Genomic DNA, 14,945 nt, shown 5'->3' with positions numbered 1-14,945 from the left:
TCTCCCACTGGGAACGAATTCGGCGTGCCCGAATTCATTTCCGAAGGCCCGATTATCGGTTGCCGGGGAAATCCGCTAGAGTTCAGGAGTCGGAAGGGCCCAACAGCCCGGAAGGCAAACCCCGCTGACTGGGGGTCAGGCCCGAAAGGATCTGATAGAGTCGGAAACGCAAGAACACAGAACGAAAGCCCGGAGGAAAGCCCGAGAGGGTGAGTACAAAGGAAGCGTCCGTTCCTTGAGAACTCAACAGCGTGCCAAAAATCAACGCCAGAAGTTGATACCCCGTCCACTTCGGTGGATGAGGTTCCTTTGAAAAAGACCTGCGAGGTCGCCTTCGGGTGATGCTTGCAGGCAACCAAACACAGCGAGGACGTTGTGGCGCGTCGGTCATATTCCGACATGACGTGCCCGCTCAACGTGTGTGTGCACCCGATTACGGGTAAACATTCATGGAGAGTTTGATCCTGGCTCAGGACGAACGCTGGCGGCGTGCTTAACACATGCAAGTCGAACGATGAAGCCCTTCGGGGTGGATTAGTGGCGAACGGGTGAGTAACACGTGGGCAATCTGCCCTTCACTCTGGGACAAGCCCTGGAAACGGGGTCTAATACCGGATACCACTCCTGCCCGCATGGGCGGGGGTTGAAAGCTCCGGCGGTGAAGGATGAGCCCGCGGCCTATCAGCTTGTTGGTGGGGTAATGGCCCACCAAGGCGACGACGGGTAGCCGGCCTGAGAGGGCGACCGGCCACACTGGGACTGAGACACGGCCCAGACTCCTACGGGAGGCAGCAGTGGGGAATATTGCACAATGGGCGAAAGCCTGATGCAGCGACGCCGCGTGAGGGATGACGGCCTTCGGGTTGTAAACCTCTTTCAGCAGGGAAGAAGCGAAAGTGACGGTACCTGCAGAAGAAGCGCCGGCTAACTACGTGCCAGCAGCCGCGGTAATACGTAGGGCGCAAGCGTTGTCCGGAATTATTGGGCGTAAAGAGCTCGTAGGCGGCTTGTCACGTCGGATGTGAAAGCCCGAGGCTTAACCTCGGGTCTGCATTCGATACGGGCTAGCTAGAGTGTGGTAGGGGAGATCGGAATTCCTGGTGTAGCGGTGAAATGCGCAGATATCAGGAGGAACACCGGTGGCGAAGGCGGATCTCTGGGCCATTACTGACGCTGAGGAGCGAAAGCGTGGGGAGCGAACAGGATTAGATACCCTGGTAGTCCACGCCGTAAACGTTGGGAACTAGGTGTTGGCGACATTCCACGTCGTCGGTGCCGCAGCTAACGCATTAAGTTCCCCGCCTGGGGAGTACGGCCGCAAGGCTAAAACTCAAAGGAATTGACGGGGGCCCGCACAAGCGGCGGAGCATGTGGCTTAATTCGACGCAACGCGAAGAACCTTACCAAGGCTTGACATATACCGGAAAGCATTAGAGATAGTGCCCCCCTTGTGGTCGGTATACAGGTGGTGCATGGCTGTCGTCAGCTCGTGTCGTGAGATGTTGGGTTAAGTCCCGCAACGAGCGCAACCCTTGTCCTGTGTTGCCAGCATGCCCTTCGGGGTGATGGGGACTCACAGGAGACCGCCGGGGTCAACTCGGAGGAAGGTGGGGACGACGTCAAGTCATCATGCCCCTTATGTCTTGGGCTGCACACGTGCTACAATGGCCGGTACAATGAGCTGCGATACCGTGAGGTGGAGCGAATCTCAAAAAGCCGGTCTCAGTTCGGATTGGGGTCTGCAACTCGACCCCATGAAGTCGGAGTCGCTAGTAATCGCAGATCAGCATTGCTGCGGTGAATACGTTCCCGGGCCTTGTACACACCGCCCGTCACGTCACGAAAGTCGGTAACACCCGAAGCCGGTGGCCCAACCCGTAAGGGAGGGAGCTGTCGAAGGTGGGACTGGCGATTGGGACGAAGTCGTAACAAGGTAGCCGTACCGGAAGGTGCGGCTGGATCACCTCCTTTCTAAGGAGCATATAGCCGACTGCGATCGAATGAATCGCACGGTTGCTCATGGGTGGAACGTTGATTATTTGGCACGGTTTCCAGAACATCCTGTAAGTACTGCTTCGGCGTGGAAAACAGTGATAGTCGAGGGGATCGTGCCTGGCACGTTGTTGGGTATCTGAGGGTACGGCCGTAAGGTCTTATCTTCGCGATGCCGGCCCCAGTAAAGCTCTGCTTCGGCAGGGTGTGATGGGTGGCTGGTCGTTGCTTGAGAACTACACAGTGGACGCGAGCATCTGTGGCCAAGTTTTTAAGGGCGCACGGTGGATGCCTTGGCACCAGGAACCGATGAAGGACGTGAGAGGCCGCGATAGGCCCCGGGGAGCTGCCAACTGAGCTTTGATCCGGGGGTGTCCGAATGGGGAAACCCGGCAGTCGTCATGGGCTGTCACCCATGCCTGAACACATAGGGCATGTGGAGGGAACGAGGGGAAGTGAAACATCTCAGTACCCTCAGGAAGAGAAAACAACCGTGATTCCGGGAGTAGTGGCGAGCGAAACCGGATGAGGCCAAACCGTATGCGTGTGATACCCGGCAGGGGTTGCGCATGCGGGGTTGTGGGAATGAGCTTGATCGGTCTGCCGGCCGGTCGGCGAGTCAGAAACCGTTGATGTAGTCGAAGGACATGCGAAAGGTCCGGCGTAGAGGGTAAGACCCCCGTAGACGAAACATCAGCGGCTTGCTTGCTCATCTCCCAAGTAGCACGGGGCCCGAGAAATCCCGTGTGAATCTGGCGGGACCACCCGCTAAGCCTAAATATTCCCTGGTGACCGATAGCGGATAGTACCGTGAGGGAATGGTGAAAAGTACCGCGGGAGCGGAGTGAAATAGTACCTGAAACCGTGTGCCTACAAGCCGTGGGAGCGTCGCTGTATGTGCTTGCACATACAGTCGTGACTGCGTGCCTTTTGAAGAATGAGCCTGCGAGTTAGCGGTGTGTAGCGAGGTTAACCCGTGTGGGGAAGCCGTAGCGAAAGCGAGTCCGAATAGGGCGATTGAGTTGCACGCTCTAGACCCGAAGCGGAGTGATCTAGCCATGGGCAGGTTGAAGCGGAGGTAAGACTTCGTGGAGGACCGAACCCACCAGGGTTGAAAACCTGGGGGATGACCTGTGGTTAGGGGTGAAAGGCCAATCAAACTCCGTGATAGCTGGTTCTCCCCGAAATGCATTTAGGTGCAGCGTCGTGTGTTTCTTGCCGGAGGTAGAGCACTGGATAGGCGATGGGCCCTACCGGGTTACTGACCTTAGCCAAACTCCGAATGCCGGTAAGTGAGAGCACGGCAGTGAGACTGTGGGGGATAAGCTCCATGGTCGAGAGGGAAACAGCCCAGAGCATCGACTAAGGCCCCTAAGCGTACGCTAAGTGGGAAAGGATGTGGAGTCGCAGAGACAACCAGGAGGTTGGCTTAGAAGCAGCCACCCTTGAAAGAGTGCGTAATAGCTCACTGGTCAAGTGATTCCGCGCCGACAATGTAGCGGGGCTCAAGCGTACCGCCGAAGTCGTGTCATTGCAGCAATAGGGCCAACGCCCGCTGTGATGGGTAGGGGAGCGTCGTGTGCCGGGTGAAGCAGCAGCGGAAGCTAGTTGTGGACGGTTCACGAGTGAGAATGCAGGCATGAGTAGCGATACACACGTGAGAAACGTGTGCGCCGATTGACTAAGGGTTCCTGGGTCAAGCTGATCTGCCCAGGGTAAGTCGGGACCTAAGGCGAGGCCGACAGGCGTAGTCGATGGACAACCGGTTGATATTCCGGTACCCGCTTTGAAACGCCCAATATCGAATCAGGCGATGCTAAGTCCGTGAAGCCGTTCCGGACCCTTCGGGGAAAGGAAAGTGGTGGAGCCGACGAACCAGACTTGTAGTAGGTAAGCGATGGGGTGACGCAGGAAGGTAGTCCAGCCCGGGCGGTGGTTGTCCCGGGGTAAGGGTGTAGGCCGAGGGGTAGGCAAATCCGTCCCTCATTAAGGCTGAGACCTGATGCCGAGCCGATTGTGGTGAAGTGGATGATCCTATGCTGTCGAGAAAAGCCTCTAGCGAGTTTCATGGCGGCCCGTACCCTAAACCGACTCAGGTGGTCAGGTAGAGAATACCGAGGCGTTCGGGTGAACTATGGTTAAGGAACTCGGCAAAATGCCCCCGTAACTTCGGGAGAAGGGGGGCCATCACTGGTGATCGGACTTGCTCCGTGAGCTGGGGGTGGCCGCAGAGACCAGCGAGAAGCGACTGTTTACTAAAAACACAGGTCCGTGCGAAGCCGTAAGGCGATGTATACGGACTGACGCCTGCCCGGTGCTGGAACGTTAAGGGGACCGGTTAGTGACCTTTCGGGGTTGCGAAGCTGAGAACTTAAGCGCCAGTAAACGGCGGTGGTAACTATAACCATCCTAAGGTAGCGAAATTCCTTGTCGGGTAAGTTCCGACCTGCACGAATGGCGTAACGACTTCTCGACTGTCTCAACCATAGGCCCGGTGAAATTGCACTACGAGTAAAGATGCTCGTTTCGCGCAGCAGGACGGAAAGACCCCGGGACCTTTACTACAGTTTGATATTGGTGTTCGGTTCGGCTTGTGTAGGATAGGTGGGAGACTTTGAAGCCGTGACGCCAGTCATGGTGGAGTCGCCGTTGAAATACCACTCTGGTCGTGCTGGATGTCTAACCTCGGTCCGTGATCCGGATCAGGGACAGTGTCTGATGGGTAGTTTAACTGGGGCGGTTGCCTCCCAAAGGGTAACGGAGGCGCCCAAAGGTTCCCTCAGCCTGGTTGGCAATCAGGTGTTGAGTGTAAGTGCACAAGGGAGCTTGACTGTGAGACCGACGGGTCGAGCAGGGACGAAAGTCGGGACTAGTGATCCGGCGGTGGCTTGTGGAAGCGCCGTCGCTCAACGGATAAAAGGTACCCCGGGGATAACAGGCTGATCTTCCCCAAGAGTCCATATCGACGGGATGGTTTGGCACCTCGATGTCGGCTCGTCGCATCCTGGGGCTGGAGTCGGTCCCAAGGGTTGGGCTGTTCGCCCATTAAAGCGGTACGCGAGCTGGGTTTAGAACGTCGTGAGACAGTTCGGTCCCTATCCGCTGTGCGCGTAGGAATATTGAGAAGGGCTGTCCCTAGTACGAGAGGACCGGGACGGACGAACCTCTGGTGTGCCAGTTGTCCTGCCAAGGGCATGGCTGGTTGGCTACGTTCGGGAGGGATAACCGCTGAAAGCATCTAAGCGGGAAGCCTGCTTCAAGATGAGTATTCCCACCTCCTTGAGAGGGTAAGGCTCCCAGTAGACGACTGGGTTGATAGGCCAGATGTGGAAGCCCGGTAACGGGTGGAGCTGACTGGTACTAATAGGCCGAGGGCTTGTCCTCAGTTGCTCGCGTCCACTGTGTTAGTTCTGAAGTAACGAACCGTGTCCATGCCCGGTTGGTCAACTTCATAGTGTTTCGGTGGTCATAGCGTTAGGGAAACGCCCGGTTACATTCCGAACCCGGAAGCTAAGCCTTTCAGCGCCGATGGTACTGCAGGGGGGACCCTGTGGGAGAGTAGGACGCCGCCGAACAATCATTGTGGGAAAGCCCCGCACCTTATGGTGCGGGGCTTTTCTGCGTTTACGGGCCGGTCGGCCCGTTCGCCGCTACGGGACGGCCGGCGGGGGCTCCTCCTCCGGGTCGGCCATGACCAGGCCAGAACTCACGGCATCGATCCCGATGTTCTGGAGAGAGGCCCAGCGATCGAGCTTCTCGCAAACCCAGGCGGGGTCGTATGCCGCTGTGGGCAGCTGGGGTATGCGCTTGCGGCCGGTTTCGTCGAGGCGGTAGGGGACGTCGAAGGCCGTGCCCCACTCGCCGAGTACCGCGGCGAAGCGCTCTTCCGCTTCCGCGGGGCCGATCCCCAGGTACTGGGCGATCTCAGCCCAAGAGCTGCCCCGCTCTCGTTCGAAGACCACGGCCGAGGCCAGAGCGCGCTCCGCGAGCTCGATGAGCTGGAACGCCTGGCTCACCCGGCCCCCGGGGCCGGTGTCCACGTCGTTCTCGGTGGCGACCAGGCCGGCGGCGTCCGCGACGTCCACGGCGTGATCGCAGAGCACCAGGCGGGCCAGCGCCTGGCGGGTGAACCGGGCACGGTCGTCGTCATAAGGGGTCGTCTCAGTCACCCTGAGAGCCTTGCAGGCCCGTAAGCGCTACGAGTAGCTGCCCCCCACCGGAGAGATCCCATGACCGAACCCCACCGCTGGTGTCTGCCGGGCCAGGCCTCCGACGGCTACTCCGGTGCGGAAGCCCGGTCGTTGCTCGTACGCAGGCTGGACTGGGGGACCCAGGAGACGTGGTTCGAGGACGGCCGGGGCCGCCTGATGTCCGTGGTCACCAACGGCGCACGCGCGAGGGTCGCTCTGCTGGACGGGGCAGGTGGTCCCGAGGAGCACCTGGTCGATCCGCGGGGCGAGGGCGTCTCCGGCGGATACCTGTCGTCCAGCGGGCGGGTCGACACGCACCCCGACAGGGAAACCGTCCCCTTCCCCTTGGCCTGCAAGGCAGTTGAGCACTTCATCGAGAACGACTCCTGGCCCCACGACGTGACGGTGGCGCAGGCGGTCGAGTAGAAGCGCCGAGTGCGGTTGCGGGGTCGCTCGGCCTGCCTTGGACGACGGCCTCCGACGCGGCATGCAGTGCGGGCAGGAACACGGGGAGCCGATGGCCGGCAGGCTCGGTGATCCGGTGCCGGCAGAACATGTCCCGGCGCGGCGGAGGTTGTCGGCGTACACCGTTGGTGTCGCGAGAGTGGTCTTGGATCCGCATCGCTGGTTGGAGCTGAGGCGGTTTCGCGGTCTGTATGAGTCCGGTGCGATGCCCGCAGGAGACCGCGAAGGAGACCGGGCTGAACCCCCGGCACACGGTCGCCAAGTACCTGTTGGCCGAGACGCCGGTCGCGCCGCCGCGAAGGGCTCCCAACGGGCAGCCGTACCGGCGGGTGGTGGATCAGGACTTGGCCACCTTCTTCGCCTGCCACCGCCAGGCGTTCGCGTACTTCGGCGGGTTCCCGATGTCGAGGCGGGTCAGGACGGGGAGGCGGGTGCTGATGTTCGTGGGGTGCGGTCCTGTGCGGTGATGGCTTCGGCGACCTCGTGGATGGCGTGGCGGATCAGGTCACCGTAGGAATCCCGGGGGAGCCGGGAGGTCTGCGCCTGGGCCGCCTCGATGTGCTCGGTGGCGGCTGCTAAGGAACCGAGCCGGCGGTAGGCGTCGGCGAGGTTGAGGTGCAGGGAGGGGTAGAAGCCGGCGATGTGCAGCCCGGCGTGGTGCTCCAGGGCGCGCTGCTCGGTCACCGCGTCGGCGGCGTCCAGGGCCCGGATGTCCCAGGCGAGGGCTTGGGCGGGGTCCTCGTAGAGGTCCGCGAGGTAGTGCGCGAGGGCGCAGCGGTGCAGGGGGTCGCCGGTGACGCCGATCGTGGACCACAGGGCCAGCAGTTTCCGACGGGCGGAGGGGACGTCGCCGGCTCCGCCTGCGGCGACGGCCCGGCCGATGGCCTCCATGGTTGGGTCGGGGGTGGTCAGTGGGGTGGTGGTCATGGGGTGTGCCTCGTCGCTCTGCTCAGGTGGTGGGTGGGCGCCTCGCCATCCTTGGGTTTAGACCCGCTCGAAGGTCAATGCGGACGGGCGGCGCCGGTGTGTCGAATGCGGCGGCCCCCGATCGACGTGAGGGCGACGGCAGGACGTCCCGAGACCCGAGGAGCCCCATCGTGACTGCGACCGTGACCGTCGCCGCGGATCTGGCCATCTCCCTCGACGGCTACATCGCCGGTACCGACGTGACCATCGACAACCCGGCAGGGGACGGCGCCGTGCCGCCCCTCTTCGAGTGGATCCACAACCTGGCGAGCTGGCGGGAGCGGCAGGGTATGACGGGAGGGGAGGAGAACCGTGACTCCCACCCTTCCGGGTCCCGGTCTTCGTGCTCACCCACCGGCCCCGGCCGACCCTGGTCAAGGAGGGCGGGACCACCTTCACCTTCGTCATCGACGGCATCCACCGCGCCCTCGACCAGGCGAAGGCCGTCCCGGCCGACAGGAACGTCGACATCGCGGGCGGGGCCGAAACGGTGCGGCAGTACCTGAGGGAGGGGCTCGTCGACGAGCTCCAGCTGCACGTGGTGCCCGGCCTCCTCGGAGCGGGGCTGAAACTCTTCGAGGGGCCGGGTGCCGGACCGAGGGACCTGGAGTCCGTCAGGGTGGTCAAGACCCCCCCTCGCCACGCACCTGAAGTACCGCTTCGTGAGGTGACCGCCAGCCCCTGGGACTGCCCGGCACGTGTGCAGTCGAGGCCGGCCGCTACCCCTCGCCCACCGTTTTGACACCCCCCAGGCAGGGTTGTAGAGTCAAACGGTTGCCTCGAACCGGACAGGTTCGGCGACTCCCACCCAACAAGGCGTCAAACCCCTGTGGGGTGGACTCGATTCTTCATTCGGAATCTGAAGCCGGGGAAATCCGGTGGAAAACTTCTGATAGAGTCGGAACCGCCGGAAAGGGAAAGCGCGAAAGCGCAGAACCTGGAAAGCACCGAGGAAAATCGGACACGAAAGAGTCTGATAGAGTCGGAAACGCAAGAACACAGAACGAAAGCCCGGAGGAAAGCCCGAGAGGGTGAGTACAAAGGAAGCGTCCGTTCCTTGAGAACTCAACAGCGTGCCAAAAATCAACGCCAGAAGTTGATACCCCGTCCACTTCGGTGGATGAGGTTCCTTTGAAAAAGACCTGTGAGGTCGCCTTCGGGTGATGCTTGCAGGCAACCAAACACAGCGAGGACGTTGTGGCGCGTCGGTCATATTCCGACATGACGTGCCCGCTCAACGTGTGTGTGCACCCGATTACGGGTAAACATTCATGGAGAGTTTGATCCTGGCTCAGGACGAACGCTGGCGGCGTGCTTAACACATGCAAGTCGAACGATGAAGCCCTTCGGGGTGGATTAGTGGCGAACGGGTGAGTAACACGTGGGCAATCTGCCCTTCACTCTGGGACAAGCCCTGGAAACGGGGTCTAATACCGGATACCACTCCTGCCCGCATGGGCGGGGGTTGAAAGCTCCGGCGGTGAAGGATGAGCCCGCGGCCTATCAGCTTGTTGGTGGGGTAATGGCCCACCAAGGCGACGACGGGTAGCCGGCCTGAGAGGGCGACCGGCCACACTGGGACTGAGACACGGCCCAGACTCCTACGGGAGGCAGCAGTGGGGAATATTGCACAATGGGCGAAAGCCTGATGCAGCGACGCCGCGTGAGGGATGACGGCCTTCGGGTTGTAAACCTCTTTCAGCAGGGAAGAAGCGAAAGTGACGGTACCTGCAGAAGAAGCGCCGGCTAACTACGTGCCAGCAGCCGCGGTAATACGTAGGGCGCAAGCGTTGTCCGGAATTATTGGGCGTAAAGAGCTCGTAGGCGGCTTGTCACGTCGGATGTGAAAGCCCGAGGCTTAACCTCGGGTCTGCATTCGATACGGGCTAGCTAGAGTGTGGTAGGGGAGATCGGAATTCCTGGTGTAGCGGTGAAATGCGCAGATATCAGGAGGAACACCGGTGGCGAAGGCGGATCTCTGGGCCATTACTGACGCTGAGGAGCGAAAGCGTGGGGAGCGAACAGGATTAGATACCCTGGTAGTCCACGCCGTAAACGTTGGGAACTAGGTGTTGGCGACATTCCACGTCGTCGGTGCCGCAGCTAACGCATTAAGTTCCCCGCCTGGGGAGTACGGCCGCAAGGCTAAAACTCAAAGGAATTGACGGGGGCCCGCACAAGCGGCGGAGCATGTGGCTTAATTCGACGCAACGCGAAGAACCTTACCAAGGCTTGACATATACCGGAAAGCATTAGAGATAGTGCCTCCCTTGTGGTCGGTATACAGGTGGTGCATGGCTGTCGTCAGCTCGTGTCGTGAGATGTTGGGTTAAGTCCCGCAACGAGCGCAACCCTTGTCCTGTGTTGCCAGCATGCCCTTCGGGGTGATGGGGACTCACAGGAGACCGCCGGGGTCAACTCGGAGGAAGGTGGGGACGACGTCAAGTCATCATGCCCCTTATGTCTTGGGCTGCACACGTGCTACAATGGCCGGTACAATGAGCTGCGATACCGTGAGGTGGAGCGAATCTCAAAAAGCCGGTCTCAGTTCGGATTGGGGTCTGCAACTCGACCCCATGAAGTCGGAGTCGCTAGTAATCGCAGATCAGCATTGCTGCGGTGAATACGTTCCCGGGCCTTGTACACACCGCCCGTCACGTCACGAAAGTCGGTAACACCCGAAGCCGGTGGCCCAACCCGTAAGGGAGGGAGCTGTCGAAGGTGGGACTGGCGATTGGGACGAAGTCGTAACAAGGTAGCCGTACCGGAAGGTGCGGCTGGATCACCTCCTTTCTAAGGAGCATATAGCCGACTGCGATCGAATGAATCGCACGGTTGCTCATGGGTGGAACGTTGATTATTTGGCACGGTTTCCAGACCATCCTGTAAGTACTGCTTCGGCGTGGAAAACAGTGATAGTCGAGGGGATCGTGCCTGGCACGTTGTTGGGTATCTGAGGGTACGGCCGTAAGGTCTTATCTTCGCGATGCCGGCCCCAGTGAACCTGGTCCTTTGGGATGAGGGTGATGGGTGGCTGGTCGTTGCTTGAGAACTACACAGTGGACGCGAGCATCTGTGGCCAAGTTTTTAAGGGCGCACGGTGGATGCCTTGGCACCAGGAACCGATGAAGGACGTGAGAGGCCGCGATAGGCCCCGGGGAGCTGCCAACTGAGCTTTGATCCGGGGGTTTCCGAATGGGGAAACCCGGCAGTCGTCATGGGCTGTCACCCATGCCTGAACACATAGGGCATGTGGAGGGAACGAGGGGAAGTGAAACATCTCAGTACCCTCAGGAAGAGAAAACAACCGTGATTCCGGGAGTAGTGGCGAGCGAAACCGGATGAGGCCAAACCGTATGCGTGTGATACCCGGCAGGGGTTGCGCATGCGGGGTTGTGGGAATGAGCTTGATCGGTCTGCCGGCCGGTCGGCGAGTCAGAAACCGTTGATGTAGTCGAAGGACATGCGAAAGGTCCGGCGTAGAGGGTAAGACCCCCGTAGACGAAACATCAGCGGCTTGCTTGCTCATCTCCCAAGTAGCACGGGGCCCGAGAAATCCCGTGTGAATCTGGCGGGACCACCCGCTAAGCCTAAATATTCCCTGGTGACCGATAGCGGATAGTACCGTGAGGGAATGGTGAAAAGTACCGCGGGAGCGGAGTGAAATAGTACCTGAAACCGTGTGCCTACAAGCCGTGGGAGCGTCGCTGTATGTGCTTGCACATACAGTCGTGACTGCGTGCCTTTTGAAGAATGAGCCTGCGAGTTAGCGGTGTGTAGCGAGGTTAACCCGTGTGGGGAAGCCGTAGCGAAAGCGAGTCCGAATAGGGCGATTGAGTTGCACGCTCTAGACCCGAAGCGGAGTGATCTAGCCATGGGCAGGTTGAAGCGGAGGTAAGACTTCGTGGAGGACCGAACCCACCAGGGTTGAAAACCTGGGGGATGACCTGTGGTTAGGGGTGAAAGGCCAATCAAACTCCGTGATAGCTGGTTCTCCCCGAAATGCATTTAGGTGCAGCGTCGTGTGTTTCTTGCCGGAGGTAGAGCACTGGATAGGCGATGGGCCCTACCGGGTTACTGACCTTAGCCAAACTCCGAATGCCGGTAAGTGAGAGCACGGCAGTGAGACTGTGGGGGATAAGCTCCATGGTCGAGAGGGAAACAGCCCAGAGCATCGACTAAGGCCCCTAAGCGTACGCTAAGTGGGAAAGGATGTGGAGTCGCAGAGACAACCAGGAGGTTGGCTTAGAAGCAGCCACCCTTGAAAGAGTGCGTAATAGCTCACTGGTCAAGTGATTCCGCGCCGACAATGTAGCGGGGCTCAAGCGTACCGCCGAAGTCGTGTCATTGCAGCAATAGGGCCAACGCCCGCTGTGATGGGTAGGGGAGCGTCGTGTGCCGGGTGAAGCAGCAGCGGAAGCTAGTTGTGGACGGTTCACGAGTGAGAATGCAGGCATGAGTAGCGATACACACGTGAGAAACGTGTGCGCCGATTGACTAAGGGTTCCTGGGTCAAGCTGATCTGCCCAGGGTAAGTCGGGACCTAAGGCGAGGCCGACAGGCGTAGTCGATGGACAACCGGTTGATATTCCGGTACCCGCTTTGAAACGCCCAATATCGAATCAGGCGATGCTAAGTCCGTGAAGCCGTTCCGGACCCTTCGGGGAAAGGAAAGTGGTGGAGCCGACGAACCAGACTTGTAGTAGGTAAGCGATGGGGTGACGCAGGAAGGTAGTCCAGCCCGGGCGGTGGTTGTCCCGGGGTAAGGGTGTAGGCCGAGGGGTAGGCAAATCCGTCCCTCATTAAGGCTGAGACCTGATGCCGAGCCGATTGTGGTGAAGTGGATGATCCTATGCTGTCGAGAAAAGCCTCTAGCGAGTTTCATGGCGGCCCGTACCCTAAACCGACTCAGGTGGTCAGGTAGAGAATACCGAGGCGTTCGGGTGAACTATGGTTAAGGAACTCGGCAAAATGCCCCCGTAACTTCGGGAGAAGGGGGGCCATCACTGGTGATCGGACTTGCTCCGTGAGCTGGGGGTGGCCGCAGAGACCAGCGAGAAGCGACTGTTTACTAAAAACACAGGTCCGTGCGAAGCCGTAAGGCGATGTATACGGACTGACGCCTGCCCGGTGCTGGAACGTTAAGGGGACCGGTTAGTGACCTTTCGGGGTTGCGAAGCTGAGAACTTAAGCGCCAGTAAACGGCGGTGGTAACTATAACCATCCTAAGGTAGCGAAATTCCTTGTCGGGTAAGTTCCGACCTGCACGAATGGCGTAACGACTTCTCGACTGTCTCAACCATAGGCCCGGTGAAATTGCACTACGAGTAAAGATGCTCGTTTCGCGCAGCAGGACGGAAAGACCCCGGGACCTTTACTACAGTTTGATATTGGTGTTCGGTTCGGCTTGTGTAGGATAGGTGGGAGACTTTGAAGCCGTGACGCCAGTCATGGTGGAGTCGCCGTTGAAATACCACTCTGGTCGTGCTGGATGTCTAACCTCGGTCCGTGATCCGGATCAGGGACAGTGTCTGATGGGTAGTTTAACTGGGGCGGTTGCCTCCCAAAGGGTAACGGAGGCGCCCAAAGGTTCCCTCAGCCTGGTTGGCAATCAGGTGTTGAGTGTAAGTGCACAAGGGAGCTTGACTGTGAGACCGACGGGTCGAGCAGGGACGAAAGTCGGGACTAGTGATCCGGCGGTGGCTTGTGGAAGCGCCGTCGCTCAACGGATAAAAGGTACCCCGGGGATAACAGGCTGATCTTCCCCAAGAGTCCATATCGACGGGATGGTTTGGCACCTCGATGTCGGCTCGTCGCATCCTGGGGCTGGAGTCGGTCCCAAGGGTTGGGCTGTTCGCCCATTAAAGCGGTACGCGAGCTGGGTTTAGAACGTCGTGAGACAGTTCGGTCCCTATCCGCTGTGCGCGTAGGAATATTGAGAAGGGCTGTCCCTAGTACGAGAGGACCGGGACGGACGAACCTCTGGTGTGCCAGTTGTCCTGCCAAGGGCATGGCTGGTTGGCTACGTTCGGGAGGGATAACCGCTGAAAGCATCTAAGCGGGAAGCCTGCTTCAAGATGAGTATTCCCACCTCCTTGAGAGGGTAAGGCTCCCAGTAGACGACTGGGTTGATAGGCCAGATGTGGAAGCCCGGTAACGGGTGGAGCTGACTGGTACTAATAGGCCGAGGGCTTGTCCTCAGTTGCTCGCGTCCACTGTGTTAGTTCTGAAGTAACGAACCGTGTCAATGCCCGGTTGGTCAACTTCATAGTGTTTCGGTGGTCATAGCGTTAGGGAAACGCCCGGTTACATTCCGAACCCGGAAGCTAAGCCTTTCAGCGCCGATGGTACTGCAGGGGGGACCCTGTGGGAGAGTAGGACGCCGCCGAACAATCATTGTGGGAAAGCCCCGCACCTTATGGTGCGGGGCTTTTCTGCGTTTACGGACCGGTTCCGAGGCCGAAGCGGGCCAGGTAGTGCCAGACGCGTTTCAGGGCCTGCTCGTCGTGGGCGCCGGTGCGGGCCGCTTCGCCGAGGATGCGGGGGGTCAGGACGCCGGCCACCGCGATGGAGGCGCCGAGGTCGACGAATTCCTGGCCCCGGTAGTCGGGGTGGCGCCGCAGTTCCGTCACGGTGAGGCGGAAGCCCGGGTGCCATTCCGTGGGGCAGGGGAGGGCCGCCGCTGCCGCCTCGATCTCGGTGTCGCGGTAACTGGGGTCCAGTACGAGGGCGGAGACGTCACGGTCGAGCCGGACCGGGGTGTGCACCTGGGCTTCGATGTAGTCGTCCAGGGCGTCCTGCTCGTCGGCTTCGGCCAGGGCGATCAGGGACATGCGCGTGGCGACCCCGAAGGACTCCGGCTCCAGGTAGCTGTCCGGGTAGCAGAAGGTGGTCCGGGAGAGGGTTTCCGGGGCGAGACGGAAGTGAGCCGAGCCGAACCGGGGGGCGGCGCCGGCCGCGGAGCCGCGGAAGTTGAGGGCGCCGTACACCGGGCGGGCCTCGGCCGGCGCGGTGTCGTAGGCGCCGCCGAATATCCGGCTCTCCCACTGCCAGCGCGCTCCGCCGGGGTGGGCGGTGAGCCCGCCGTTGCTGGTGCCCGTGACGAACTGGGAGCGGTACACGCCGTCTTCGGCCAGGGCGGTGAGCACCGGACGGTCGTTCAGGAACCGGTCCGGGTGGAAGTTCAGGGTGACCGGGAGCGTCGGGTCCAGGGTGGGGCCCGAGGCGAGCGCGGTGACGTGCGCGATCGCGCGGGTGTGGGGTTCTGGGTGCGGCTGGTGCATGGGTGCAGTCTGCAACAGACCTGTGGGGGTGGGTGGTTAGGATCCGGCC

At 60.4% G+C, this 14,945-nt stretch carries 4 protein-coding genes, 6 rRNA genes and 1 pseudogene; 8 read left to right on the top strand and 3 right to left on the bottom strand.

The features are described 5' to 3' along the window. The first annotated feature begins 446 nt into the window (after positions 1-446). From SLAV_RS17980 to rrf (SLAV_RS17970), 3 genes are all read left to right on the top strand, one after another. Positions 447-1,971: ribosomal RNA gene (locus SLAV_RS17980) — 16S ribosomal RNA — on the top strand. A gap of 282 nt (positions 1,972-2,253) precedes the next feature. After that, positions 2,254-5,376, top strand: a 23S ribosomal RNA gene (locus tag SLAV_RS17975). Positions 5,377-5,450: 74 nt separating this feature from the next. Beyond that, positions 5,451-5,567, top strand: a 5S ribosomal RNA gene (rrf, locus tag SLAV_RS17970). Together the 16S, 23S and 5S rRNA genes form the textbook arrangement of a ribosomal RNA operon. Before the next feature lie 75 nt (positions 5,568-5,642). Here the strand turns inward: rrf (SLAV_RS17970) and SLAV_RS17965 are convergent. Further along, positions 5,643-6,161, bottom strand: a complete 519-nt coding sequence (locus SLAV_RS17965) for a hypothetical protein (RefSeq protein WP_030242310.1) — start codon at positions 6,159-6,161, stop codon at positions 5,643-5,645. Positions 6,162-6,221: 60 nt separating this feature from the next. Between SLAV_RS17965 and SLAV_RS17960 the strand changes: the two genes are divergently transcribed. Beyond that, entirely contained in the window at positions 6,222-6,608 is a 387-nt protein-coding gene (locus SLAV_RS17960; RefSeq protein WP_051841597.1) for a hypothetical protein, read from the top strand. A 453-nt stretch (positions 6,609-7,061) separates the two neighbouring features. Here the strand turns inward: SLAV_RS17960 and SLAV_RS17950 are convergent, their stop codons facing one another. Further along, positions 7,062-7,574: a hypothetical protein gene (locus SLAV_RS17950; RefSeq protein ID WP_030242319.1), complete on the bottom strand. Its 513-nt coding sequence runs from the start codon at positions 7,572-7,574 to the stop codon at positions 7,062-7,064. A 182-nt stretch (positions 7,575-7,756) separates the two neighbouring features. Here SLAV_RS17950 and SLAV_RS17945 point away from each other — a divergent pair. The 4 genes and pseudogenes from SLAV_RS17945 to rrf (SLAV_RS17925) all read left to right on the top strand — a co-directional run bounded on the left by SLAV_RS17945 (position 7,757) and on the right by rrf (SLAV_RS17925) (position 14,004). Then, positions 7,757-8,284 (top strand): annotated as a pseudogene (locus SLAV_RS17945) (dihydrofolate reductase family protein). Positions 8,285-8,881: 597 nt separating this feature from the next. Next, positions 8,882-10,406: ribosomal RNA gene (locus SLAV_RS17935) — 16S ribosomal RNA — on the top strand. 284 nt (positions 10,407-10,690) lie between these two features. Continuing rightward, positions 10,691-13,813, top strand: a 23S ribosomal RNA gene (locus SLAV_RS17930). 74 nt (positions 13,814-13,887) lie between these two features. Continuing rightward, positions 13,888-14,004: ribosomal RNA gene (gene rrf / locus SLAV_RS17925) — 5S ribosomal RNA — on the top strand. Positions 14,005-14,053: 49 nt separating this feature from the next. Here the strand turns inward: rrf (SLAV_RS17925) and SLAV_RS17920 are convergent. Beyond that, on the bottom strand, positions 14,054-14,896 hold the full coding sequence (locus SLAV_RS17920; protein WP_030240588.1) for a DUF3626 domain-containing protein: 843 nt from the start codon (positions 14,894-14,896) through the stop codon (positions 14,054-14,056). Positions 14,897-14,945 lie beyond the last annotated feature (49 nt).

This window comes from Streptomyces lavendulae subsp. lavendulae (assembly GCF_002803845.1).
In the GTDB taxonomy this organism is placed as follows: Bacteria; Actinomycetota; Actinomycetes; order Streptomycetales; family Streptomycetaceae; genus Streptomyces; species Streptomyces lavendulae.
The sequence above is the reverse complement of the archived record's forward strand: the minus strand, read 5'-3'. Positions and strand labels throughout refer to the sequence as shown.

Bases quoted from the DNA above. Each gene is read 5' to 3' on its own strand.
- SLAV_RS17950 (WP_030242319.1), bottom strand. From the start codon at position 7,574: ATGACCACCACCCCACTGACCACCCCCGACCCAACCATGGAGGCCATC.
- SLAV_RS17960 (WP_051841597.1), top strand. From the start codon at position 6,222: ATGACCGAACCCCACCGCTGGTGTCTGCCGGGCCAGGCCTCCGACGGC.
- SLAV_RS17920 (WP_030240588.1), bottom strand. From the start codon at position 14,896: ATGCACCAGCCGCACCCAGAACCCCACACCCGCGCGATCGCGCACGTC.